The organism is Citrobacter sp. 21OH12SH02A-Citro, assembly GCF_027919895.1.
Classification (GTDB): Bacteria; Pseudomonadota; Gammaproteobacteria; order Enterobacterales; family Enterobacteriaceae; genus Citrobacter; species Citrobacter braakii.
In genome coordinates this window covers 3801781-3828711 of record NZ_CP114801.1, presented here as the reverse complement: position 1 = coordinate 3828711, position 26931 = coordinate 3801781, and the positions used below count along the sequence as shown (strand labels likewise).

Genomic DNA, 26931 nt, shown 5'->3' with positions numbered 1-26931 from the left:
TTTTGGAGTTGCGCGATTAACGATGCGGTGTGGCGCCTCCCACGGTGACCGGTTCCGGCGCGGCGACGCGGTTACGGGCCAGCGCGTCGACCTGCGCCGCCAGTGACGGCGCGCCTGGTCGGGCGGCGGCTTGCGGCACGATCACCACGCCCGGCGCGGCGGCGTGAGCCTGCTTCGCATCAGGGGTTTTCTCGCCGCGCTCCTGCTGCACGGTGGTTCTTTCGTTGATGCGCTCGTTAAGCGGCGGACGTTCCGGCGCGTTTTCCAGCACGGGCGCAGGCTGTACGGATTTATTCAGCGAGAAGTGGCTGAAGTGATCGCCCAGCAGCTGCGAACCGATACCGGTGGCGGCGAAGGTGTTCACCACGCTGCGTTGCAGCGTGGTGTTTACCCAGCGGGTAAAGAGAATGCCGTCTTCCAGCACCGGCGTGCCGTTGTCATTCATGCCGCGGCCCAGCTCGGTAATTTTGCGGTTCAGCTCCACCTTGCGAGAGAACTGGTCGCTGTACACGCCGTAGATGGCGGGCAGGATAAACAGACCCGGCGAATACGGCTGATCGAGCGACAGCTCGTAGTTGGTGTAGTAGCTCGGGAAGTGCTGATCGCCTGTGCGTACCGACTGCGGCGGCGTCACGCCGTGAATAACGATGGTCAGCTGCGCCTGGCTGGTATTGCCGTCGGCGTCGGTAATGGTGTAAGTGAACACCTCGCTCAGGGTGGCGTTGGCGTCCAGCGACGCCACGCGGCTGTTGCTGCGGTTCAGCACATAGCTGTAGTTGCCGCGGGCGTCGAGCGTCAGGGCGCCGAACTCGCCCAGGCTTACGCCGCCGACCGCGCCCGCGCGGTTGAGGTTCACGGAGGAAATCGCGCTCACCGGGCCGCCCGCCGCGGCGCCGTCTGCGCCGATAGCGTCGTTGCTAAAGACGTTGCCCGACGCCGCCTGCTGGCCGCGATCCTGGTCGATGCTGTTGTCGTCCGCTGCCGCGACCGGCGCGTCGTTGAGAATATTGACGCGCAGCAGGCCCGGCGCGCGGGTCTGCTGGCCGTTGACGGAGAACCGAATCTCTTCGCGGGTGGTGGATTCGCACGGCTGGTTAACCGCCTGGGTCAGCGTGAAGCGGTATTGCAGCGTCGCGCGGCCTTCGCTGTCCACCTGGAAACCGGTGAGCGACAGCACGCCGTCCGGTGTTGCGATATCCACTGGCGCCTGGGCGCTCAGCGCCTGGAGCTGCGCAAGCGTCAGGGTCTGGCCGCCAATGGTCAGGCTTTCCACCGGCTCCAGCGACAGTACGGCTATCGCGCCCGTGGTGGTTTGCGCGCCGCTGGCCGTATCGACCAGACCTGCCTCTTTCACCCACGCCTCGGCTACGGGGTTCACCAGCAGGCGCAGTTCGCCCGTGGCGGTGCCGCCGTCGTTGCCGTCGCTCAGGGTGTAGTTCAACACTGGCGTAAAGCCGGACCAGCCGCTTGCCGGGGTAAACAGATAGCTGCCGTCGCGGTTAACCACCAGCGTGCCCTGGCCCGGGATCGTAATGATGTCCCCCGGCGCGTAGGTCGCGCCGCCGACGGTGATCTCCGCCACGTGCAGCGGGTCGCTGTCCGCGTCGCGGTCGTTGGTCAGCAGATTGCCGCTGACCGGCGTTTCCGGCAGGGTGCTCGCTTTATCCGCCACCGCGACCGGCGGGGTGTTGGTGACCTCAAGCGTGACCTGGGCGGTTTCGGTGACACCGCCGCTGGTGACGGTATAGGTGAAGGTATCCTGGCCGACATAACCCGTATTCGGCTGGTAGACCACCTTGCCGTTTTCAATGGTCACCGTGCCGTGCGCGCCGTTGGTGACGCCGGTAATAGCGCGGTCGGCGTTACTGAAGCTGTCGTTGCCGAGCGCGTCAACGGTGACCGGGTCGCCTGCATGGGTGGTGGCGCGGTCATCTTTCACATCCACGACCGGCGTAACGGTGATAACGAGCAACGCGGTAGCGGTGCCGCCGTCGTTGCCGTCGCTGACCGTATAGGTCACCACCGGCGCCGTGCCGTTCCAGTCGGCGACTGGCGTGAAGCGGTAGCTGCCGTCGCGGTTAACGGTCAGCGCGCCGACGCCCGCCAGCTGGACGGTGTCGCCCGGCTGAGCAGTCTGGCCGCCGACGGTAAAGCCCGCAATGTGCAGCGGGTCGCCGTCCGGGTCGCGGTCGTTGGTCAGCAGTTCGCCGCCAATAGCGGTGTCTTCCGGCGTGGTGACGATTTCACCGTCGGCCACCGGCACGGTATTGGTCATCACGACGCTCACGGCGGCGGTTTCGGTGACGCCGCCGCTGGTGACGGTATAGGTGAAGGTGTCCTGGCCGACGTAGCCCGCGTTTGGCGTATAAACCAGCTGCCCGTTTTCAATAGCGACGGAGCCGTGCGCGCCGTTGGTGACGCCGGTAATAGCGCGGTCGGCGTTACTGAAGCTGTCGTTGCCGAGCGCGTCAACGGTGACCGGGTCGCCTGCATGGGTGGTGGCGCGGTCATCTTTCACATCCACGACCGGCGTAACGGTGATAACGAGCAACGCGGTAGCGGTGCCGCCGTCGTTGCCGTCGCTGACCGTATAGGTCACCACCGGCGCCGTGCCGTTCCAGTCGGCGACTGGCGTGAAGCGGTAGCTGCCGTCGCGGTTAACGGTCAGCGCGCCGACGCCCGCCAGCTGGACGGTGTCGCCCGGCTGAGCAGTCTGGCCGCCGACGGTAAAGCCCGCAATGTGCAGCGGATCGCCGTCCGCGTCACGGTCGTTGAGCAGCAGGTCGCCGCGCGCCTCGTAATCTTCCGGCGAAGCCACTGTCTCGCCCGTTGCGACCGGCACGCTGTTGGTCAGGGTGACGGTGACGTTGGCGGTTTCGCGAACGCCGCCGCTCTCCACGGTGTAGGTGAAGGTATCCTGGCCGACATAGCCTGCCACAGGACGATAAACCAGCTGGCCGTTTTCAATGGTCACCGAGCCGTGCTGGCCCTGATCCACATCGATAATCGCTTTGTCGGCATTGCTGAAACTGTCGTTATGCAGCGCATCGATAGTGACCGCAACACCCGCATGGGTGCTGGCCGTATCGTCCTTCGCGTCCGCCACCGGCGTTACGCTAAAGGCGAGCGTGGCGGTGGAGACGCCGCCGTCTTTGCCGTCGCTGATGGTGTAGGTCGCGGCAGGCGGCACGCCGTTCCAGTCGGCCACTGGCACAAAGGTGAAGCTGCCGTCGGCGCGGATCGTCAAATCGCCATAGCCTGCCAGCGTCGCGGTGTCGCCCGCGAGGTAGCGGGTGCCGCCGACGGTAAACTCCGTCACGGCGAGGGCGTCGCCATCGTCATCGTGGGCGTTAGTCAGCAGGTTCTGCGCCGCAGTGCTGTTAAGCGTGGTGTCTTCCGGCGTGGAAATCGTCGGTACGCTGGTCAGACGCGGCGCCACGTTGGTGACGTCCACGGTAACGGTCGCGGTTTCGGTTTTGCCGCCGCTGGTGACGGTGTAGTCGAAGGTGTCGCTGCCGACATAGCCCGCGTTCGGGCGGTAGACGAGCGTGTTGTTCTCAATCGTCACCGTGCCGTGGGCGGCAGCGGTGACGCCGGTAATCGTCTGGTCGCTGTTGCTGAAGCTGTCGTTGTCGAGCGCGTCGATCACCACCGGCACATCGGCATGGGTGCTGACGCTGTCGTTGACCGCATCCGCGATCGGGTTGACGGTAAGTAAGAGCGTCGCCACGCTAAATCCGCCGTTGCCGTCGCTTACCTGGTAAAGGATCGGCTGCACGGCGCCGTTCCAGTCGGCGACTGGCACAAAGGTATAGCTGCCGTCGGCGTTAATGGTCAGGTCGCCCATGCCTGCAAGCGTCGCGGTCTGGCCCGCCGCGTAAATCTGCGTACCGGTACTGAACTGCGTGATGGCAAGAGCATCATTGTCATCATCGCTGTCGTTAGCCAGCAACCCGGTGGCGGCGCTGCGCGTCAGGGTAGTGTCTTCCGCAGTCCACGTAAAATCATCGTGCGCCACCGGCGCAATGTTGGCGATGGTGACATTAACGGTCGCGGTTTCCGTTACGCCGCCGCTGGTGACGGTATAGGTAAAGCTGTCAGTGCCGTTAAAGCCCGCGTTCGGGGTATAGCGCACCTTGCCGTTTTCAATCGCCACCGAGCCGTTATTGCCCTGGGTGACGGCGGTAACGGCTTTGTCGCTGTTGCTGAATCTGTCGTTCGCCAGCACGTCGATGACTTTCGCCACGCCCGCGTGGGTGGTGGCGTTGTCGTCAACGGCGTCAGGGATCGCATCGTACTGAATGGTGAGCGTCGATGTGACGCTGCCGTTATCCCGGCCGTCCGTTGCCGTGTAGGTCACCACCGGTACGTTGCCGTTCCAGTCAGCCACCGGAATAAACGTCACGCCGCCGTCAGAAGTAATAGTCAGGCTTCCGTACCCCGCCAGATTGGCCGTCTCGCCTGACTGCCAGGTGGTACCGTTGACGGTAAAATCGGTCACCGTCAGGGTGTCGCCGTCGGCGTCGCTGCTGGTATCTAATAAAAGGCCAGGGATACCGATCGGCGAGTCTTCACGGTTAATCACTGTCCAGTGGGGCAGCGTCGGCGCGCTGTTGGTCAACGTCAGATAAACCGTGGCGGTCTCCTCGATACCGCCGCTGGTGACGGTATAGGTGAAGCTGTCGTTGCCGACGTAGCCGCTGGTCGGGGTGTAAACCACCTGGCCGTTGCTGATGCTAACCGTACCGTGCGCGCCGTCGGTGACGCCGGTAATCGCTTTGTCGCCGTTGGTGAAGCCGTCGTTGGTCAGGACATCGACCGTGACCGGGGCGCCCGCATGGGCTGTCCGGCTGTCGTCATGGGCGTCCTGCACCGGCGTGACGGTAATATCGAGGGCGGCGGTTTGCACGCCGTTGTCGCGCCCGTCGGTGACCTCATAAGTGACCTGCGGCACGCTGCCGTTCCAGTCGGCGACCGGAACAAAGGTATAGCTGCCGTCGGCGTTGATGGTCAGCGCGCCATAGCCCGCAAGCGTCGCGGTCTGGCCTGCGGCCCACGTCGTTGCGCCCACCGTAAATGCGCTGACTTTCAGCGTATCGCCGTCCGGGTCGCTGGCGCCGTTCAGCAGATTCTGCAAAGCCGTGCTGGTCAGCGTCTGGTCTTCCGCTGTGCTGGCGGTTTTGCCGACAACCCCGGTCGGCGCACCGTTCGTTAACGTTACGGTGACGTTCGCGGTTTCGGTTTTGCCGCCGCTGGTAACGGTATAAGTGAAACTATCGGTGCCGACATAGCCGTCGTTCAGGGTGTAAACCACCTTGCCGTTGCTGACGGTCACCGTACCGTGCGCGCCGTTGGTGGTGGCGGTAATGGCTTTGTCGCTGTTGGCGAAGCTGTCGTTATTAAAGACATCAATCACCAGCGGGTCGCGCCCGTGGCCGGTCTGGCTGTCGTTAAACGCATCCTGCACCGGCGTAACGGAGATATCGAGCCTCGAGGTGACGTCGCCGTTGGTGCGACCGTCGGTGATGGTGTAGGTCACCTGCGGCACGTTGCCGTTCCAGTCGGCGACCGGAACAAAGGTATAGCTGCCGTCGGCGTTGAGGGTCAGCGCGCCGTAGCCCGCAAGCGTGGCGGTCTGGCCGGCGGCCCAGGTGGTATTGCCCACCGTAAACGATTTCACCGTCAGCGCGTCGCCGTTCAGGTCGCTGGCGCCCGTCAGCAGATTTTCGCCGTTGGTAAGCGTTGTGTCTTCCGCCGTGCTGCCGGTTTTAGCCAGGCCGACCTGCGGCGCGTCGTTGACCAGAGTGAGGGTGACCGTCGCGGTTTCGGTTTTGCCGCCGCTGGTGACGGTATAGGTGAAGGTATCGGTGCCGACATAGCCGCTGGTCGGCGTGTAAATCACCTGGCCGTTGCTGATGCTAACCGTACCGTAAGCGCCGTTGGTCTTGCCGGTAATCGCTTTATCGCCGTTGCTGAATTTATCGTTGGCGAAAACGTCGATGGTCACCGGCGTACCCGCGTGGGTCGTCAGGCTGTCGTCAAAGGCGTCTTTTACCGGCGTGACGGTTATCTTCAACTGCGCCGTGGTCGCGCCGTTGGTGCGGCCATCAACCACCCGGTAGGTCACCGTCGGCACCGTACCGTTCCAGTCGGCGACCGGGACAAAAGTATAGCTGCCGTCGGCGTTGATGGTCAGTTTGCCATACCCGGTGAGGTCGGCGGTCTGGCCTGCGGTAAACACCGTGCCGACGCCGCTGACGGAGTAGTTAAGAATGCTCAGCGTATCGCCATCAGGGTCGGAATCGTTCAGCAGCAGGTTTTGCGCGGCGGAGCTGGTCAGCGTCGTATCTTCCGGCGTGCTGACGTTTTCACCCTGGGTGACCGGGGCGGCGTTATTCATCTGAATCGTGACCGTCGCGGTTTCGGTCACGCCGCCGCTGGTGACGGTATAGGTGAACGTATCGCTGCCGACGTAGCTCGTGGTGTTAGGGGTATAAATCACCTTGCCGTTGTCGATAACCACGGAACCATAAACGCCCTGGGTGACCGCCGTGATCGCTTTATCGCTGTTGCTGAAGCTGTCGTTGCCCAGCACGTCGATGGTTTTCGCCTCGCCTGAATGGGTGGCGGCGGTGTCGCTCACCGCGTCCGCCACCGCTGTAATGCTCATGCTGATGCTCTGCGCCGTGCTCCAGTGGCTGGTCTGGCCGCTGTTGAAGGCGCTTTGCAGATCCTGCGTGCTGCCCGCGGCGCTGACGCCGGTATCGGCGGAACTGGTGCTGTCGGAGACGCGCACCGTCAGGCCGCCCGGCACCGCGCCGTTGTAGTCGGCCAGCGGCACAAAGCGCAGCTGGGTCGAGGCGAGCAGCACCAGCGCGTTGGTTTCGCTGTAGCTTGTGCCAAGCGCAGTCCAGGTCGTGCCGTTGGTAGAGTACTCCCAGTGGCCGAGGCTTGCGTCGGTGGTGTTGCCGACGATCGCCACATAGCCGATAGCGCCGCTGGCGTTGCCGCCGCCAGCAATTCCCGTCTGGTTGTCGGCGGCGTCGCTGTAGCTGCCAAGAATAGAGGTCAGCGTTTTGCCAACTGGCGTATCTTCCTGCATGGTCAGCGGCGTCGCGCTAATCGTCGGACGGTCGTTGACGTTAGTGACGCTGGTTGAGAGGGTGACCATCGCTGCGCTATAGCGTGAACTACTGCCGTTGGTTGCCGTTGATACAGTCTGGCCGCTGGTCAGCGACCCTGTCGTTGCGGTGGTGTCGCCGTTGTTGTTGGTTTCCACCAGACGTACTTTCAAGGCAGCAGGCGTCCCGAAGAAGTCAGCGGCAGGTACAAAGCGGACTTTGGCCGTTGCATCCAGCAGCAGGGCGTTGGCGTCGGTGCGGCTGCCAATGGCAGCCCAGGTCGTGCCGCCATCGGTGGAGTATTGCCATTCGCCCTGCGCGCTGTTGACTGACAGGTTAGTGATAGCCACGCCCCAGAAACTGTCAGCGCTGGTGCCGCCGGTTGCCGTAATGGACGCATTGTTGACCTGATCGTTCGGGTCCGAGAAGTTACCGGCAAACAGGTTGGCAATGGTGTCGCCGGTAATCGCTGCGGCGCTGGTGTCTTCGCTCACCGGGGCCAGCGTCTGGGTAGCGCCGTCCAGCACGACCGGGGCATCGTTCGACGGTTTCACGGTCACGCTAAAGGTACGGGTGGTGACCAGCGCGGCGGAGGTGTCATCGGCGTAGCTGATGTCGCCCGGGTTCGCGTTCGGGTTATTGCTGTCGCCGGTAAGCGTGGTCGGGCGGCTGCCGTGGTTGGCGTTATCGTTCACCACTACGGTGACGTTAAAGGTGCCGTTCCAGTCGGCGGCGGTGACGCCCGCGTTGGTCGGCAGGTTCACCGTCAGGTTAGCGAGGCGGCTGTTGATCTGCGAAAGCGTGCCGGTAAGTGTGAAGCTGGTGGTGTTGACGCCGCCCGCATCAACGGTGCCGCCCGTCCCGCCAATCGTTTTAAAGGTAAAGCCGCCCGGCAGAGTGACCGTCACTGTCAGGCTGGCGCTGTCGGCGTCCGGGTCCGCCACGGTAATGGCGGGCAGGGCGACGGTCGTTGAGCCTTCGTTGACTGACTTGTCCGTCACCGTGATGGTCGCCGGATCGTTGACGTCGCTTGGGAAGACGCTGCGCCATGCGGTACTGACGTTCTGGCTCAGGCCGGAAGGCAGCGCGCCGTAAGGGTCGATAGCCGTGGTCGGCACCGCCGCGACGCCGGTGACGGCATCGTTCTGGCCGCCGTTGGCGCTGTTGGCGCTTGTCAGGTTGCCAGAGGCGTCGCGCAGGCGATCGTCGGCAATCACTTCCACACGCCAGGCGTTATCGGCGTTCGACAGGGCGGAGCCGGTCATGGAGACGGTCAGCGCCGCCAGGTACGCGTTCACCTGGCTCAGCGTGCCGCGGATCACCAGTGCGGACTCGCTGCCGTTATAGACGCTGTCAATCGTCACGCCGGACGTTGTGTTGCCGGAGCTAATGGTGATGTCGGATACGCCGGCGTTACTGTACTGCGCGGCGGTCAGCGGCACGCCGCTGGCGTCGGTGATGCGCACCGTCACCTGCATAAAATCGGTTTCGCCGTCGGCGATATTGCCGCCGTCGGTGTAATCCGGGTCGGAAATCACAAAGCCGCCGACTTTGGTGCCGTCGACTACCGCCGGATCGCTGTTGAGGTAAACCGTACCGCCCGTTGCAGAGACAACCGGCGCGTCGTTCACCGGCACAATGGTGAGGTTCAGCGTCTGGTCGGCCGGGTCGGCCTGCACGGTGTCGCCGATATGCGAGTCGCCGTCGTCCAGATGCAGGGTGATGGTGACATCGCCCGCCGCTGCGCCGTTCAGGTCGTGGTTGACGTTGGCGCCGCTCTGCCAGGTGAGGCCGAGCACCGCGTCGTTCAGCAGCGCTTCAATGTCGCTGGCGCGACCGGTCAGCGTCAGCGTGCCGGAGTTGTCGCCGGAAATCGTAACCGGCTGGCTGCCGGCGGCGCTGGCGGTGGCGCTGGTGTTCACGTCCGCGCCGCCGATGCCGAGGGTGCCGGACGGCGCGGTGATGGTGACGGTCACCGGCGTGCCGAAGGCGGCGGATTCGGTGTCCTGCACCACGATATTGCCGCCGATAAAGCTTGCCTGATCTTCATAAACGGTACGGTCCAGGTTGGTCACGGTCAGCGTGCCCGGATCGTTGATTTCCGAGGCGCGAATGGTGACGGACGCCGCGCTCAGGTTGCCGCTTTTTTCCGGTACGGAGGCGCTGTACCAGTTGTACTCGGTGGCGTCGACGGCGGTGGCCGCCGCGCCTCTGCCAGGCGTCGCGGGCTGGTTCAGCGTGCCGCCGTTAGCGCCTGCCGTCAGCGTGCCGCTTGCGTCGCGCAGGCGGTCATCGGCGATAGTCTGCACCTGATAGGTGGCGTTGCGGTCGGTTCTGAAGGTCACCGTCAGGCCCGCCAGCGCCGCGTTCACCTGGGCGCGGGTGCCGCTCAAGACCAGATAGTCGTGCTGGCCGCCGTGGGCGGTAGAGATCGTCGCGCCGCTGCCGGTCGCGTAACCCAGGGTCACGTCGCTGTATTCGCTGGCCACGAAGGCGCTGCCGTCCGCATGCAGCAGACGCACGGTCACCTGCAAATAATCGCTCTCGCCATCGGTCACGCCGTCTGTCAGATCCCCATCTTTGACCGAGAAGCCCGGCAGGGCGTTGCTCGTCGCCGTGGCGCTGGCGATGTTCTTGATGCCCGACGGCGCGGTCACTTCCGGCGCGTCGTCGGTCGGGCGGGTGTAGATCCAGAACGCGTTGCCGGTCTGCTCTTTGTCGCCGTCAGAAATCGTGAAGGTGAACTTATCGTCCGGGGTGGCGGGTTCGCTGTTGCCGCTGCCTTCGGTGCCGTCGTTCAGGTAGTAAATGTACCCGTTCGCCACATCCTGCTGGGTGAAGGAGGAGCCTTTGCCGATGGGGCTGAAGTTCACACCATCTTTGGAATAGGCCAGGGTGCCGTGGGTCGGCGCGCCGGTGATGGTGTACTGCAGCTGCATTGAGCTGCTGTCGGAATCGTAGGCTTGCAGCATGGCGCTGGTTATCTGGCCATAGCTTCCTTCGGTGACGTACAGCGGGTTGTTGACTGGCGTGCCGCCAATCAGGTTCGGCGAGCCTGCGGTCACCGTCGGGTCGGCCTGGGTCGGGTCTTTGGCGATCTGCGGCGCGTCGTTGACGTTAGTTATCTGGATTTTCACCGTCGCGTCGCTGGCGGAGGTGGCGCCCCAGCGGTCGGTGGCCGATACGGTAAAGGTGGTGGAGCGCACTTCCGAGCCGTCGCTGACGAAGCGCAGCCCGGTGGTCGAGGCGCTGGCGGTAAGCAGCGAGGCGTTGAGCGTCTGGCCGACGGTAACGTCAACCCACTGCGAGCCGTTGTAGTATTGCAGCGTGCAGCCGTCCGGCAGCGTTTTGATGGTGAACGTCAGGGCGTTGGCGCCGGTCGCGTCGTTGTTATAGGCGTAATTGTTGGCGCTGGCGCTGCCGTCTTTGATCGTCGCGCTCTCTTCCAGCCCGTTGCCGCTGTTGGCGTCGTCCGGGTCGCTTATCGCTATCTGGCCGGTGGTCAGGTAAGCGGTTTCGCCTTCGGCGATGACGGAGGAGGAGGAGCCGGTCACCACCGGCAGATCGTTCACTGGCGTGACGTAGATGTTCAGCGTCGGCGTCCAGATATCGGTCACCGGGTTGCCGTTGGCATCGAGCGTGGTCAGACCCGCCGAGACAGAGAACGCCGCGGCGTAGACAAAGGTCTCTCCGCCGTCGTGCTGGAAGCGAATATTGCCGCTGTCGAGGTCGGCCTGCGTAAAGGTGGCATATTCGCCGAGCGTCACCCAGCTGCCGCCGACATTTTTTTGCAGCTCGCCGCCTCTTGCGCCGTTCGAGAAACCGAGGAAGGTATAGACCACCTGCGAGGCGTCCACGCCCGTGGCGGTGTAGCTCAGGCCCGGCACGCTTGAGAAGTCGCCGCTGGTGCCGTTCAGCACGAGGGTGCCGCCTTCTTCTACTTCGCCGCGGGCGTTGCCGGAGGTGAAGTCCACGCCCGCCCAGGTGGAGTCGCGGTTGGTGATGGTGGTGACGCGATCCGGGATCGTGCCGGGACCGCCGCCCGTGACCACCGCAAGGCCGATGGTAAAGGTAAAGCTGGTCAGCGTTTCGGTGCCCGGCGTGTACACCCCGCCGATGCGGCTGTAGGTCGTGCCGTCGGCGTTCCAGCGCAGCGCAGCGGTGTTGTCCACCACCACAAAGTTGAAGCTGTCGGTGTCACCCGACGCGCTGGCGCTGGCGTACTGCACGTACTGCACTTTGCCGTCGACGATATCCTGCATGGTGAAGGTGCCGCCGTTTTGCAGGCGGTAGCCGTCCAGCGTCAGGTAACCGTGGGTGAGCTTGCTGTCGTCAACGATAAAGCTGAGGTGGTTATCGGTGGAATCCACGTCGCTTGCGCCGATCATCGCAGACGTAAGGGTGACGGCATTCGCCAGATCGTCCACCTGCGCGTGCAGCGTTACGTTGTCCAGAGTCGGGTCGTCATCCACCGGGCGCACGGTCAGGGTAATGGTGCCGTCGGTGCTGGCCGGCACGCCGGTGCCGCCGCCCTGGTCGGTGACGCGTACGCCAAAGCTGTCGGTGCCCTGGTTTTCACTGCCGTCGTTAGCATAGGTCAGCAGATTGCGATCGGCATAGTCAAAGGTCTGGCCGACGGTGACGGCGACGCCGTTAAACCAGAGCGTGCCGTGGGTCGGCAGGGCGGTAATGGTGAGAGTCAGCGTTGTGTCGCCCGGATCGCCGCCGCCGTCCGCCTCTATATACTGGCCGACGTTGCCGGTGTTGACCGCATTGTTGGGCTGGCCTTCAAAGACCACGCCGCTGCCGCTAAGGGTCGGCGCCTGGTTCTGCGGGGTAATGTTCAGCGTGACGTGGACGGTATCGGACTGCGCCTTCGGCGTCGCGCCGTCGTTGATGACCGCCGTAAAGCCGTCGGCGGCGTTCTGGTCTGCGCCCGTGGCGGTGTGGACATACTTCACCTTGCCGTCGATCAAATCCTGCTGGGTAAAGATAGAGCCGACGCCCATCCGGTCGCCGTTCAGCGTCAGATAGCCATACTGCGGCAGGTCGGTCAGACCATAGACAATCTGCACGGGCTGCTGGGTGCCCGCCGTTACTTCCGCATCGATGGCGTTAAGGGTCACGGTGGTGATGACGCTGCCGCCCGATTCGATCTCCGGCACGTTCTGGGTGGCGTCGGCCACGCTTACCGGGTCGTTCGACGGGGTCACGGTCACATCGATGGATTTGCTGGTGCTGACGCCCGCGCTGTCGCGCACCGTGACGTCCAGCTTGCCGCTGGCGGCGGTGTTGCCAAGCTCGACGTCAGCGGAGGTAAAGGTGATGCTGTTAAGCCAGGCCTGCGCTTCGCTGGCAGTGCCGGTCATGGTCAGCGAAGCGTTGCTGGTCTGGCTGTCGCTGAGTTTGCCGATGGCGCTGTTGCTCAGGCTCACCGTGACGGTGACGGTTTCGCTGGCGTCCGTGGTGCTGACCTGCCAGCCGCTGAGCGTGGCGGTATCGGCGCCTGCGGCGTTAAGGCTGCTCGGCTCGGCGACGGTGATGCCTTTTTCCGGCGCGGTGACTTCCGGCCCGGCCAGCAGACCGTCGTAATCAAAGGCGAAGGTTTTCGCTTCAATGCTGCCGGTATGGTTTTCCAGCACCCAGTCGCCGGAAAGCGCCGCGCTGCCGGTCATGTCGCTGGAGGCCGCCACGTCCGCCTGAGTCACTTCGGCGAAGCGGGTGATAAAGGCGTTATCCTGGGCGGAGACGTCGCAGCCGTAAAGCAGGATGTCGCCGCTGTCGCTAAGGCTTGCGCCGATAGCGCTGAGCTGTGAAGACCACGCCGAGAGGTTGTCCGCCGTCAGCACATCGGTGCCAAGCGTAATGGTGTCGGACGCGCCGTGGCTCAGAATATGAATGGCGGAAATATTGGTTTCGCCTTTCAGCGCGTCGGCAAGCTGGCTCAGACCCGAGCTGTTTTCATCGATAATCACCACCTGGCTGCCCTGCGGCACCTGGTCCACCAGCGACTGCCAGCCGGAGATATGCTGGTCTATTACATAGACTTCGCTGGCGGCGCTGCCCGGTTTTTCGCTTGCGGCGTCGGCTGTGGCGGCGTGGGGAATATCCAGCGCCTTCGCGGGTTCGGTGGCGCTTTCATGGTGCACCAGATCGCTTGCCGATGCCTCATGGATGGCGGTTTCAGCCAGAGCGGCTCCATCAAAAAGCTGGCGAGACTCAAGAGCAAAGCGATGCGCACGCGGACGTAAACGACGGTTCTTTATTGTAGTCATAGGTTTACTGCTCTTAAAAAATAGAGTGACTGGATAAATATTCTGAGTTCAGCGTTGCCAGGAGCGTACACCATGTCGCCAGGCCAGAGGAGGGCAAGCAGGGGATATATTCATCGAAATTATCGAATGGACGCTTAGCGCGCGAAGAATAACTAAATCTTAAAGGACAAACAAGACAGCGCCCCGCCAGCCCTGAAAAAACCAATACGACGAAAGGCTTAACCGTAAGCAAAATTTTATAATTAATTTCATTAACTTAGCATTTGAATACTTTTAAAACAACTCGCTTTTAGTAACAATTAAGCAACGCTGAAAACCGAAAAGGTAAAGCAAAAGTTCGGCGCATTAGAATTAAATACTAACTTTATGAAAAATTCAGGTTATTATTTTATTAATTACCGTTACCGCATTAGTGAATTATGATTTTTATAAATTGCGCAAAAAAAAGAGCAAAATCTGCTTGGCCTCTCAATATTAGTAGTATTTAGGTAATGACTCCAACTTACTGATGGCGTTTTATGTTCAGATAATGCCCGATGACTTTGTCATGCAGCTCCACCGATTTTGAGAACGACAGTGACTTCCGTCCCAGCCTTGCCAGATGTTGTCTCAGATTCAGGTTATGTCGCTCAATGCGCTGAGTGTAACGCTTGCTGATTACGTGCAGCTTTCCCTTCAGGCGGGATTCATACAGCGGCCAGCCATCCGTCATCCATACCACGACCTCAAAGGCCGACAGCAGGCTCAGAAGACGCTCCAGTGTGGCCAGAGTGCGTTCACCGAAGACGTGCGCCACAACCGTCCTCCGTATCCTGTCATACGCGTAAAACAGCCAGCGCTGACGTGATTTAGCACCGACGTAGCCCCACTGTTCGTCCATTTCAGCGCAGACAATCACATCACTGCCCGGCTGTATGCGCGAGGTTACCGACTGCGGCCTGAGTTTTTTAAGTGACGTAAAATCGTGTTGAGGCCAACGCCCATAATGCGGGCGGTTGCCCGGCATCCAACGCCATTCATGGCCATATCAATGATTTTCTGGTGCGTACCGGGTTGAGAAGCGGTGTAAGTGAACTGCAGTTGCCATGTTTTACGGCAGTGAGAGCAGAGATAGCGCTGATGTCCGGCAGTACTTTTACCGTTACGCACCACGCCTTCAGTAGCTGAGCAGGAGGGACAACTGATGGAGATGGAAGCCACGGGAGCACCTCAAAAACACCATCATACACTAAATCAGTAAGTTGGCACCATTACCCGGAACTTAATGTCAACTTAGCCATAGCCCATCTTCCACTTCTTTGCGCTATCTCGTTTATGAACCTAGTCATTCCGGGTATCATTTTGCGATTAGCATTCCAAAACCAAATTTAAGATAGGCATGTTTGCACTATCGCTGCGATCGCCCCTGAGGATTTTCATGAACAACGCCGAACAACAGTTCCTGAACGAGCTGGATAACAAATTCTGGAAAGCCGCCGACAAGCTACGCGCCAACATGGATGCCGCCAACTACAAGCACGTGGTGCTGGGGCTTATCTTCCTCAAGTATGTGTCCGATGCCTTCGAGGCGCGTCAGCAGGAGCTAATCACCTTGTTCCGCGATGTCGGCAACCCGGACAACATCTATGCCATGTCGCGCGACGGTTACGACTCTGATGAAGAGTACGCACAGGCGATTGTGGATGAACTGGAGGTGGAAGATTACTACACCGAAAAGAACATCTTCTGGGTGCCGAAAGCCGCGCGCTGGGACACGCTGAAAAACAAAGCCATGTTGCCGACCGGCACCGTGCTGTGGGTGGATGAAACCACCGGCAAGGATGTGACGCTGCGCTCTGTGTCCTGGCTGGTGGATAACGCGCTCGATGAAATCGAAAAAACCAACCCGAAGCTGAAAGGTATTCTGAACCGTATCAGCCAGTATCAATTGGGCAACGAAGTGTTGACCGGGCTGATTAATACTTTCTCTGACGCCAACTTCAGCAACCCGGAATATAACGGCAAGAAGCTCAACTTAAAGAGCAAAGATATTCTCGGTCACGTGTACGAATATTTCCTCGGCCAGTTCGCGCTGGCGGAAGGTAAGCAGGGCGGCCAGTATTACACGCCAAAAAGCATCGTGACCCTGATTGTTGAATGCCTACAGCCGTATAACGGCCGTGTGTATGACCCGGCGATGGGTTCCGGCGGGTTCTTCGTGTCCAGTGACCGTTTTATTGAAGAGCACGCGGGCGAGAAGCAGTACAACGCCGCTGAGCAGAAGCAGAAAATCTCCGTTTACGGTCAGGAATCCAACCCGACCACCTGGAAGCTGGCGGCGATGAACATGGCAATCCGTGGCATCGACTTTAATTTTGGTACGAAAAATGCCGATACCCTGCTGGACGACCAGCATCCGGATCTGCGCGCCGACTTCGTTATGGCTAACCCACCGTTCAACATGAAAGAGTGGTGGAACGCGAAGCTGGAAAACGACGTGCGTTGGAAATACGGCACGCCGCCGCAGGGCAACGCCAACTTCGCATGGATGCAGCACATGATCCACCACCTGGCGCCGAAAGGCTCGATGGCGCTGCTGCTGGCCAACGGCTCGATGAGTTCCAACACCAACAACGAAGGCGAGATCCGCCGCAATCTGATCGAAGCCGATCTGGTGGAGTGTATGGTGGCGCTGCCGGGACAGCTGTTTACCAACACCCAAATCCCGGCCTGCATCTGGTTCCTGACCAAAGACAAATCCGGCGGCAACGGTAAAGTCCACCGCAAAGGCCAGGTGCTGTTTATCGACGCCCGCCAGATTGGCTATATGAAAGACCGCGTATTGCGCGATTTTACCCGTGAGGATATCGCCAAAATTGCCGACACCTTCCAGAACTGGCAGGCGGATAAAAACTACGAAGACGAAGCCGGGTTCTGCTTCTCCGCAACGCTGGAAGATATCCAGAAAAACGACTTTGTGCTAACCCCAGGCCGTTATGTCGGTGCTGTCGAGCAGGAAGAAGACGATGAACCCTTTGCCGAGAAGATGGCGCGACTGACCGAGCAGTTGAAAGAGCAACTGGAAGAGAGCGCTGAGCTGGAGAAGCAGATTAAGGCGAATCTGGGGGGATTGGGTTATGAGTTTTGAGTTATATGAATACAAAATTGAGGATCTAGGTAAAGTTATCACTGGTAAAACACCGCCTTCCAAAATTAGTGATGCTTTTAGCGCACAAGGTATTCCTTTTGTAACGCCAAAAGATATGGACGGTCGTAGACTTATAGATAAAACCGAAAGGTATTTGTCTTCCCAGGGTGTCGAAGCGGTGCGGAATTGCTTACTGCCTCAAAATAGTATTGCGGTATCTTGTATTGGTTCAGATATGGGGAAAACGGTTTTATTACCCGGTGAAAGCATTACTAATCAGCAGATAAATGCCATCGTTGTAGATTCAGAACATTTTGATTACAAGTATGTCTATTATTATCTTTCAACTCTGCAGGATGATTTCAAAGCAATTGCTGGAGGAAGTGCAACCCCAATTTTGAATAAGGGGCACTTTAGCCAATTTAAGGTTTCATTACCCGTTAAACCCGTGCAAAATAAAATCGCTTTAATACTTGACTCCTTGGATACAAAAATAGAAGTAAATACCGAAATCAACCATACTCTCGAACAAATGGCGCAAGCCCTGTTCAAAAGCTGGTTTGTCGATTTTGAACCGGTAAAAGCCAAAATGGCAGTGCTGGAAGCGGGTGGTTCGCAGGAAGACGCGACGCTCGCCGCCATGACGGTTATTTCCGGGAAAGATACTGATGCGCTGGAGGTTTTTGAGCGTGAACACCCTGAGCAGTATGCCGAGCTAAAAGCCACGGCAGAACTGTTTCCGTCTGCGATGCAGGATAGTGAGTTGGGAAATATCCCTGTGACATGGGAGTTAGGGAAGCTTCAAGATTTGTTGGTATTACAGAGAGGTTTTGATCTCCCTTCATCGGCACGAAAAGATGGTGAGTTTCCTCTGATTGCCGCCAGTGGCCCCAACGGTACTCATAATGTGGCAATGGCTAAAGCTCCGGGCGTTATAACTGGTCGTTCTGGTGTGCTTGGTAAAGTTTATTTAACGCTTGAAGATTATTGGCCATTGAATACAACCCTTTGGGTAAAGGAATTCAAACGTGCAACACCCTGTTACGCTTATGAGTTGCTGCGACTATTAGATATGAAAGCGTTTAATGCAGGTTCAGCTGTTCCTTCTTTGAACCGTAATCATATACATAGTTTGAGCTATCCACTCCCCCCTATGGCATTAGTAAATTTGTTTGAATCATCAGCCTTGCTTTTGCATCAGCGTGCACATGTAAATTTAAAACACTCTCAATCTTTGGCATTACTCCGCGACACCCTTCTCCCCAAACTCCTCTCGGGTGAAATCACCCTACCGGAAGCCGAGCAGGCGGTAAGTGAGGCGGAAAATGTATAAAGTCGATACGCCGACCAATAGTCTGCATTCTCTGCAAGAGGTGTCGTTCAGCAGCCTCGGCTTTCGCGAGCGCGATCACCTGCAGGAGTGGCTGGCAAAGAATCCCCAGGCGTTAACCCGCGACAACGACGATGAGTTGCTGATTATCCAGAAAGAGTTCGCCGGTTTTGACGACACCAAAGAACGTCTCGATCTGCTGGCGCTCGATAAAAAAGGCAACCTGGTCATCATCGAAAATAAGCTTGATGATTCCGGGCGCGACGTCGTCTGGCAGGCGCTGAAATATGCCGGCTACTGCGCCAACCTGCGTCAGGAGAGCGTGGTGGAGATCTTCCAGCTTTATCTGGATCAGTATGAGCCCAACGAGAACCGCCAGGCGGCAGAGGTCATCGCCGAATTTATGGGCTGGGAAAGCCTGAAAGAAGGGGTGCTCAACCGCAAAGGCACCCAGCGCGTCATCATGGTTGCGGCCAATTTCCGCAAAGAGGTCACCAATACCGCGCTGTGGTTGATGCAGTTTGGTATCCGCGCCCAGTGCTTCAAAGTGACCCCCTACCGTTTTGGTGAAGACGTGTTTGTCGATATCCGCCAGGTTATCCCAACCCCGGAAGCGGAGTCGTACATGATTGGCATGGCGCAAAAAGAGGCGGAAGAGCAGTCCACCTCCAGCAGTAGCGAACTGCAGCAGCGTCACTATCTGCGCCGCGAGTTCTGGACGATGGCGCTGGAAAAATTCCGCACCAGCCCCTGTTCACTGTTTAACAACCGCGCTCCCTCAACCGATCACTGGCTGGCTGCCGGGTCGGGCGTTAGCGGCGTGCCGTTTGAGCTTATCTTTTCCCAGAAAGACGCTCGCGTGCAGCTCAATATTTCGCGCGGAGATGCGCTGGAAAACACCTGGTTATTTGAACGCCTTCAGGAACGTAAAACGCACATTGAATCGCTGTTTGGCGAGCCGCTCGACTGGCGGTTGCTGCCAGAGCGAAAAAGCTGCCAGATCGTCTGTTCAAAGACGTTTGACGGCGGCAATAAAGAGATCTGGCCTGTCATTATCGACTGGATGATGGATAGCATGAACCGTCTGGAAAAAGCGATCCGCCCGAGCCTGCTGGAACTGGCGATTGAGCTGAAACAGACCGGTATGATCACCGAGGGAGAGGAAGAGTAATGCTGAGCGAAGACGATTTAGAGCAGCAATGCCTGAAATGGTTTGCTGAACAGGACTGGGAAGTGCTGCACGGGCCAGATATCGCGCCGGATGGCGACAACCCGCTGCGTGCTTCATTTCATGATGTGTTTCTGCGCCCGGTGATGCTGGAGCAGCTGCAAACCATCAACCCCCATCTCCCTGTTTCCGTGCTGGAAGAGGTGATACTCCGTATTACCCGCCCCGAAAGCCCGGATCTGGTCGTCAGCAACAAAGCATTCCATCACCTGTTGCTCGACGGCGTACCCGTTGAGTACAAGCGTGAAGACAAAACGGTTCACGATAAAGCCCTGCTGATGGATTTCAACCATCCCGGCAATAACCGCTTTATGGTCGTAAATCAGGTGGCTATTCAGGGGATAAAACAGGTTCGTCGTCCGGATATTATCTGCTATATCAACGGCCTGCCGGTGGCGGTGATTGAGCTGAAAAGCCCGATTGATGCCAATGCCGATATCTGGGCTGCGTTTAACCAGCTGCAGACCTATAAAAACGAACTCAGCGACCTGTTTATCTGTAACGAAGCGCTGGTAGTGAGCGACGGGCAAAATGCGCGTATCGGCTCTCTGACCGCTGATGAAGAGCGTTTTCTGCCGTGGAAAACGGTGGCGAACGAAGATGATAAACCGCAGTTTCACTGGCAGCTTAAAACGGTAGTGCAGGGCTTCTTTAATAGCGAACTGCTGCTCGATTACATTCGTTTCTTTGTGCTGTTTGAAAACGATGGCAAACGGCTTATCAAAAAGATTGCCGCTTACCATCAGTTCCACGCGGTGCGTGAAGCGGTTGCGGCAACGATTGTGGCCTCTACCGGTAAACATCTTCCGCTGCGCAGCAACATTACCCCCGGCAGTAAAAAAGCGGGCGTGGTGTGGCATACCCAGGGCTCCGGCAAAAGTATCTCCATGTGCTGTTACGCCGGAAAGCTGCTGCAACAAACAGAGATGAATAATCCGACCATCGTCGTGGTGACCGACCGTAACGATCTTGACGGGCAGCTCTACGCCACGTTTTGCCAGGCGCATGATTTACTCAAGCAAACGCCGTTACAGGCCAACGACCGCGACGAACTGCGCGAGCTGCTCAACGCCCGTGAATCCGGCGGCATTATCTTTACCACCGTGCAGAAGTTTGCGCCGCTGGACAGTGAACAGAGCCATCCGGCACTTAACGTCCGCAGCAACATCGTGGTGATTTCCGATGAAGCGCACCGCAGCCAATATGGCCTGAGCGCCACGCTGGACCGGCAAACCGGGGCCTATAAATACGGCTACGCCAAGCATATGCGCGATGCGCTACCGAATGCGTCGTTTATGGGCTTCACTGGTACGCCGATTGCCTCGGAAGATAAAGATACCCGTGCCGTGTTCGGTGATTATGTCTCTATCTACGATATTCAGGATGCGGTTGATGATGGCGCGACGGTGCCGATTTACTACGAATCCCGGCTGGCAAAACTCGATCTGAACCATGACGAGCTGGAAACGCTCTCTGATCAGGTCGATGAACTGGTAGAAGACGAAGAAACGGGCCAGCAAGAAAAAACCAAAGGTGACTGGAGCCGTCTGGAAAAGCTGGTCGGTTCAGAGCCACGTATTCAGCAGGTCGCCGCCGATCTGGTTCAGCATTTTGAAACACGTAACACTGCCATGAACGGCAAGGCGATGGTTGTCGCCATGAGCCGCGAGATCTGCGTGAAACTGTACGATGCCATCGTGGCGATACGCCCTGAATGGCACAGTGAAGACGTTGAACAAGGGGCGATCAAAGTCATCATGACCGGATCGGCGTCAGATAAAGATCACCTGCAATCGCATATTTACAACAAACAGACCAAAAAACGCCTGGAAGCCCGCTTTAAAGATCTGAACGATCCGCTGAAACTGGTGATTGTGCGGGATATGTGGCTGACCGGGTTTGATGCCCCATGCTGTCACACCATGTATATCGACAAACCGATGCGCGGCCATAATTTGATGCAGGCGATTGCCCGCGTTAACCGTGTGTTCCGGGATAAACCCGGCGGGCTGGTGGTGGATTATATCGGCATTGCCAACGAGCTGAAGCAGGCGCTGAAAACCTATACCGATTCAAAAGGCAAAGGACAGACAACGGTCGATGCCAGGGAAGCCTTTGCGATTCTGCTGGAAAAAATGGATGTCATTCATGGGATGTTTGCCCGTTCGGCGGGTAAGCCGGGATTTGATTACACGGGCTTCTCCCGCGATCCGCTGGCCTTCTTGCGTGATGCCGTGAACTACATTCTGGGACTGGATGACGGTAAAAAACGCTACCTCGATGTTTCGCTGGCGATGAGTAAAGCCTGGTCACTGTGTAATACGCTGGATGAGGCGAAACCCTTACAGGAGGAGTTCGCGTTTCTTTCGGCGGTCAGGGTGGGGCTTATCAAGCTCGATCCGAAGGCAAAGTTTAGCCAGTCAGAAAAAAACTCTCTTCTGAGCAAGATCCTCGATAACGCGGTTGTCGCGACCGGGGTTGAGGATGTCTTCGCACTCGCCGGGCTGGATAAACCGAACATAGGTTTGCTGTCCGATGAGTTTTTGGAAGAAGTGCGGGAAATGCCGCAGCGTAATCTGGCAGTGGAACTGCTGGAAAAACTGCTCAATGACGGCATTCATGCCCGTTCGGGCAATAACGTGGTGCAGCAGAAGAAATACTCCGACCGACTGAAAGCGGTGCTGCTCAAATACAATAACCGCGCCATTGAGACCGCGCAGGTGATTGAAGAGCTGATCCAGATGGCGAAAGCGTTCCAGGAGGCGATGGCGCGTGATGATGCGTTAGGGCTGACCCCGGATGAAATCGCCTTCTATGATGCGCTGGCTGAAAATGAAAGTGCAGTGCGTGAACTGGGCGATGATACGCTGAGAAAGCTGGCCATCGAAGTGACATTGAAATTGCGGCAGTCCACCACCGTGGACTGGCAGGTGCGTGAAAGCGTGCGTGCCCGATTGCGTATTCTGGTGCGCCAGACGCTGCGTAAGTATAAGTATCCGCCGGACAAAACGCCGGGCGCCGTGGAACTGATTTTGAAGCAGGCAGAAATGGTGTCGAACAGCTGGACAGTCTAAAACGTTCATCGATTATCTTGACGGAGGTGGTTCAATGTCGGTTACTGTAACAGTTGAAAAAGTAGGGGCGGCATTTGCATTGATCAAATGCCACCATAGGCCTGAAGCAGAATATGAATTTACTGGTGAGTTTCTCGGGCTTTCACACGAGCTGAAGTTTGCAGGGAAGAATTTACGAGAACTGAGAGAAACTGGCTGTTCTATTTATGGAATTTATCAGGATGAATACGGCATGACCTTACTTCCTGATCATCCCGGCATTAAACTGGCCGAAATACTAGCGGTATCAAATATAGGACTGAATAAATTTTCGGTTTACATGGGATGTCGCGAGCAAGAGATAGTTGAATTGTTGAACGGTTCAGTTTCACTGACGAAAGCTATGGCACTCCGGTTATCGCATGTAGTCGGTGGAAGTTGGTCGAAGTGGATGTTAATTCAAGAGCAGTTTGAATTACAGTTGGCACAACGAGAGATTAAAGAATTAATGATTTTGACTAATATCGGGGATGAGGTCGTTGGATTATAGTAAAACAACCATCTTTAACTGATGGGTTTGGCCTTTCCATCCATAAGAAAGGCCATTTCTGTAAAAAAATAAATTACCCGCGACTGCAGCCGAAGCTACGGTCGCCATCTCCGTATACTTTTGTATCAAGTTTAGCCAGGTAGTCAAGACGATTCAGTAATTTATTGTATTCTCCTTCAAAGTTAAAATCATTGACGTCTAATATATAACGACAATTTTCAGGGTAGTGAACCAATCCCGGATAATCATCCAGTTCCAATCCCAGTGCGCTATACCATGCTCTTACAATCATCATCCTTAAATTGCTTTCGGCCTCATAATCACCTAAATGGTAATAAGCATCTTTGTTAAAAAAAAGACCAATATGAAAATGACATTTCCCCTCTTCGGAAAACTCCCTTACCCAAACATGACGAACACGATTTGGATAAATTCGTTTACCGTTAGCTGCTCTGGCTTTCTCATTGGCCTCCAGCATTGCATTTAACGCATTACGGAAACGGGATATAGCACCAGGCTCTAGATTAGGAAAACAGCAAACAGTGTCACCTCTGTCTAAAATGGGTGGATAATGAACATCAACACGTAACGCCATTGTTCTGGGGAATTCACTGATAGCATCATTGACGACTCGTTCAATATGTTTTTTATAGGCGAGCACATGCTCACCATGGGAACCATGATATAATTCCATGCTTCGATCCTGTTGTTAGCCCTACGGCTTATGATAGCCGTATACAGTAAAATGATCAGACATAGCTGAATGTCTGTGGTTAGTTATATTAATTAACTATTAATAGTAATGACTGTTGTATAATACCTTTCCAACAATAAAACTTGTTATCAACCCATTACCCATGCAGTAAAATACTTAAAAAGCAACTCTGCAATTATAATCACCCAAAGATGCCATTATCCCAGTGTCTTTTTACCGTGGAAATACTTATTCCTAAGATCTTTGCCACCTTGGATTGAGAGTAATGCTTAGCCTTCTCACTCTGAATTAAATGGTAATATTTACTTCCTTCAGGCCTTCCTAGAATTTTCTTTGATTTTGCTTTGTTAGTAGGCATCTTTTACCCTCATCAAGCTATTAGGTACTAACTCCATACTGTCGAGATGTATGCAACTAAGTGGTTATGCTTAACATTGGTATCAGAAAGTATGGTTTACTTCACCGTTAAAGGGGTTAATAATGATGGCATCTCCTCCTTTCATCGCCTTTTGAGGTGTATCGCCTTCGGCAATCACCGGGACCATTACCGCTAGATCATTTGTGTAATAAATTGGTATCCAGCAATAGCATGATTGTTTATGGTGGATTTTATTTCTTTTCAATACCTCTTCAATTCCAAATGTAATAAGTTCAAAGATTGGCATAATCACAATGCTGCTCAAATCAAAAAAACAACCATCGTAAACTGTTTCCTTTATCAGTATGATATTTGACAACCCTCCTGCAATTAGATGTTTGTGGTTCACGCGCCGATCTGTGTAAATAAAAATTGCTTTTTTTACATTGAAGCTTTTTATAATGTATGTGAGCTTTTCATGAATTAATTTTTTTTCACTCTTCCCCATCTTATCATGAGATATTTTGTGTGCATAAAAATTCTGGTCGATAACCTCGTTCCGGTGTCGAATGTGAGTGTTCCAGACGGAATGAAAAAACTCTTCGTAAGTTAATTTTGGCTCCCCCCGTGCTATTGACGGGGCCTTCTCTTCAAAAATACAGCCTAATGTTGACTCCAAAGTTTGAGCTATATGATATTGCGATGTTATTTTATTCAATGCTGGGACTGTGGCGTTTAATAAAAATGATATCACCTCTGACCTGGAGTATCCTTTTGCATTGCTATAGTCGTCAATTGCATCAATAGTAGAACTATTGTTTACGCTGAAAGTGATGCGTTTTTTCATATGTGACCTTGAATTTTGTTAATGTGAGATGTGATAAATAGTATTAATCTCCCCCCATTGTTAATGGAAGGTTTGTATTAACTAACCCGGCTATTCTTTAGAATAGCCGGGGGAGGCCTCTATTAGTTACTATATACTGAGAAGGTTAATAGGTATCTATCAATGTCTTTACGTGACCAATAGTGTCGGTTTTTAATTTTCTTCGGTCGCGGTAAACCATTAGGCAGTTTGTCTTTGCAAAGCCAAGCTCGAATAGTTTGTACTTCATAGCCAATAATATTAGCTAACTCGCGGGTAGAAATTAGTTGTGACTGAGAGGGTTTTTGATGTTTGATATCGCTCATTTCATCACCCCAACATTTGATATGTGGGCAAATAAGACGATCATTGTTTTTAACAGAGATGAAAGAATGAAATGAAAAGGGGTGAATATGGGGTCTCTATCGGGATCGGGGTCGCTACTACTACCATCCGATGAAGATGATGATGAGTTTTTTGATGACGTTGTTGAACTTCGGCGTGAGCGGGAAGTATTCCCCTTTGGTGGAAAAGGGCATGTTATAGTATTGACTACATTCCTAATAGCAACTAAAAGTTTTGAAACACGGTGCCAAAGAGGTAGTATTCGGTCAGTACTACTATTATTAAAACGCTGAATTGTTGTTTCCCAAAAATTAGAACTTTTGTTTTTAGTCGGATGTAAACCCCATCTCGCTCTGATTTCCGCACTTCGGTCTTCTCTTGATACAGTTATTGGGTTAGTCACTGTAGTTAATCTCCTGCTTAGTGAGTGAATGTAGTTAGCAGTAATAAAAGATAACTGAAAAAAAATTTCTGTCAACACATGTGATTTTATGTAAGTTGTTGATATTTGATAAAATCAACGCTTATCAACGTTGTTTTTTATTTTTGCTTCTTCTAAGATCCATAATTCAACTTTTTCATGCCATTTTCTTAGCAAATCTAATGGACGGCGGCGATAGTGCTTTTCAGCAAGAGCGCTAGGCTTATGGCCCATAATCTGCGCAACAATACCTGTTGGTACTTCGACCCATTCAGCGAGGGTCCCAAAACTACGGCGCAATCCGTGCAAGCTGATATGTGGTAACTCCGCGCGAGTTAATGCTCTATTATGTGCTGAACGCGGTTCAATAATTTTGCCACTTTTGCTGTTACTTCTGAAAACCCAATTCTCCTCGTTTGTACCACGATTGGGGATCTCCATCAGTGAGCGTAACAAGTCAGAAACATAGGGAGTGAGGGGGATAATTCGCTCGCCTTCGATCTTGTCTTTAATTCTCATGCTTGACCATTTGAAATCTATGTCAGACCAGCGAAGTGAGGAAATTTCTTCACGCCGTGCACCGGTGAGCAAAAGCACTTGGAGATAGGCTGATGCAATGGGATTATTGAGGCTACGCACGGCACTGAACCAGCTTTTGAGCTGTTCTTTTTGTAAGCAATCTCCCGCTTTGCTCGCTGATATTGGAACCATTTTTCTCACGTTATGATCTTGTGCAAGATCGCCATCGATTATTCCCTGATATTTTTTCTGGTAATTAGCCCATTTGATGAATGCACGCAACAGACGGTAGGCATGAGCAGTGACGGTAGGCCGATTTTGTCTCTCTGTACTTAGCCATTCGGCAATGTTCTCTGGTGTTAGTTCTGATAATGGTCGGTCGAGCAGGCTAGCCAGTGGCCCAGGTGAGGTTGGGCCCCGGCCTCTTTTTTTACTTTCGCCTCCACGACTGGACAAGTTAACGTGATCGGCAATGTAGCGTGCAGAGTAGGGGCGTTTAGTTTTTGCGCTGATTCCGGTTCTCAATTCATCAAGATAATCTTCCCAAGCGCTTGAAAAGGTTGCCTTCGTTTTACGAGATTCAGCCTGCTGTGATTCCGCTTCAGCAATTTTTTCCGCCTTAGCTATACGCGGATCTATCCCAGTATCGATTAATGTTTGCAGTCGCCTGGCTTCGGCCCTCGCATCATCAATCCTCCAATCGTTAATGTTGCCAATGGTCATGCGAAGGGTTTTTCCCGCATACAGGCTTTGGAATACAAAGGCTTTTGCTCCACGAGTTGCTCGACATGCCAAGCTTGTTACGTCCGTATCCCAAAGGAAAACTTGGTTTTTCCCTTCAGGTAAAGTAAATCTTCGAATTCGTTCGAAGGTTAGTTTTTGTCTTGAAAGCGCCATTTTTAGGGTTCCTGTTGGGGATTACGGTTTACAGTAATGTAACGGCTGGTGTAAGTAAATTGAAAGGATAAACATCAACACTCATCAATTTACATCAACAGGTTTTTTGTTTTAATATTATGATTTA

Annotated in this window: 9 protein-coding genes and 1 pseudogene; 5 read left to right on the top strand and 5 right to left on the bottom strand. The window is 55.5% G+C overall.

The features are described from left to right. Positions 1-16 precede the first annotated feature (16 nt). Entirely contained in the window at positions 17-13396 is a 13380-nt protein-coding gene (locus tag O6D90_RS26400) for an Ig-like domain-containing protein (RefSeq protein WP_425476441.1), read from the bottom strand. Between the two features lie 502 nt (positions 13397-13898). Next, a protein-coding gene (locus O6D90_RS18535) for an IS1 family transposase (protein ID WP_226856257.1) occupies positions 13899-14596 on the bottom strand; the annotation gives its coding sequence in 2 pieces (ribosomal slippage) (positions 13899-14347 and positions 14347-14596; 699 coding nt in all). Positions 14597-14813: 217 nt separating this feature from the next. Between O6D90_RS18535 and O6D90_RS18530 the strand changes: the two genes are divergently transcribed. From O6D90_RS18530 to O6D90_RS18510, 5 genes are read left to right on the top strand one after another with little or no spacing between them, the layout of a single operon-like run. Beyond that, positions 14814-16523 carry a type I restriction-modification system subunit M gene (locus O6D90_RS18530; RefSeq protein WP_271143183.1) on the top strand — a complete coding sequence of 570 codons (1710 nt, stop codon included), beginning with the start codon at positions 14814-14816 and terminating at the stop codon, positions 16521-16523. Beyond that, a complete protein-coding gene (locus O6D90_RS18525) occupies positions 16513-17856 on the top strand; it encodes a restriction endonuclease subunit S (RefSeq protein WP_113372773.1) in 1344 nt (447 codons plus the stop codon). Before O6D90_RS18530 ends, O6D90_RS18525 begins: the two co-directional genes overlap by 11 nt. Then, positions 17849-19024: a DUF4268 domain-containing protein gene (locus O6D90_RS18520; RefSeq protein WP_001581473.1), complete on the top strand. Its 1176-nt coding sequence runs from the start codon at positions 17849-17851 to the stop codon at positions 19022-19024. Before O6D90_RS18525 ends, O6D90_RS18520 begins: the two co-directional genes overlap by 8 nt. Continuing rightward, entirely contained in the window at positions 19024-22155 is a 3132-nt protein-coding gene (locus O6D90_RS18515; RefSeq protein WP_271143182.1) for a type I restriction endonuclease subunit R, read from the top strand. The genes O6D90_RS18520 and O6D90_RS18515 overlap by 1 nt, the downstream gene beginning before the upstream one ends. 34 nt (positions 22156-22189) lie before the next feature. Continuing rightward, positions 22190-22684: a helix-turn-helix transcriptional regulator gene (locus O6D90_RS18510; RefSeq protein ID WP_006809979.1), complete on the top strand. Its 495-nt coding sequence runs from the start codon at positions 22190-22192 to the stop codon at positions 22682-22684. Between the two features lie 73 nt (positions 22685-22757). On the opposite strand, the gene O6D90_RS18505 is transcribed toward O6D90_RS18510, so the two are convergent. The 3 genes and pseudogenes from O6D90_RS18505 to O6D90_RS18495 all read right to left on the bottom strand — a co-directional run bounded on the left by O6D90_RS18505 (position 22758) and on the right by O6D90_RS18495 (position 26879). Further along, positions 22758-23378, bottom strand: coding sequence for an inovirus Gp2 family protein (locus O6D90_RS18505; RefSeq protein ID WP_210761266.1), 621 nt, complete (start codon positions 23376-23378; stop codon positions 22758-22760). Between the two features lie 461 nt (positions 23379-23839). Beyond that, on the bottom strand, positions 23840-24604 hold the full coding sequence (locus O6D90_RS18500; RefSeq protein WP_016246899.1) for a hypothetical protein: 765 nt from the start codon (positions 24602-24604) through the stop codon (positions 23840-23842). Between the two features lie 880 nt (positions 24605-25484). Next, positions 25485-26879, bottom strand: a pseudogene (locus O6D90_RS18495) (tyrosine-type recombinase/integrase). Positions 26880-26931 lie beyond the last annotated feature (52 nt).

Coding starts and splice junctions, on each gene's coding strand:
- O6D90_RS26400 (WP_425476441.1), bottom strand. CDS start 13,396: ATGACTACAATAAAGAACCGTCGTTTACGTCCGCGTGCGCATCGCTTT.
- O6D90_RS18530 (WP_271143183.1), top strand. CDS start 14,814: ATGAACAACGCCGAACAACAGTTCCTGAACGAGCTGGATAACAAATTC.
- O6D90_RS18525 (WP_113372773.1), top strand. CDS start 16,513: ATGAGTTTTGAGTTATATGAATACAAAATTGAGGATCTAGGTAAAGTT.
- O6D90_RS18520 (WP_001581473.1), top strand. CDS start 17,849: ATGTATAAAGTCGATACGCCGACCAATAGTCTGCATTCTCTGCAAGAG.
- O6D90_RS18515 (WP_271143182.1), top strand. CDS start 19,024: ATGCTGAGCGAAGACGATTTAGAGCAGCAATGCCTGAAATGGTTTGCT.
- O6D90_RS18510 (WP_006809979.1), top strand. CDS start 22,190: ATGTCGGTTACTGTAACAGTTGAAAAAGTAGGGGCGGCATTTGCATTG.
- O6D90_RS18505 (WP_210761266.1), bottom strand. CDS start 23,378: ATGGAATTATATCATGGTTCCCATGGTGAGCATGTGCTCGCCTATAAA.
- O6D90_RS18500 (WP_016246899.1), bottom strand. CDS start 24,604: ATGAAAAAACGCATCACTTTCAGCGTAAACAATAGTTCTACTATTGAT.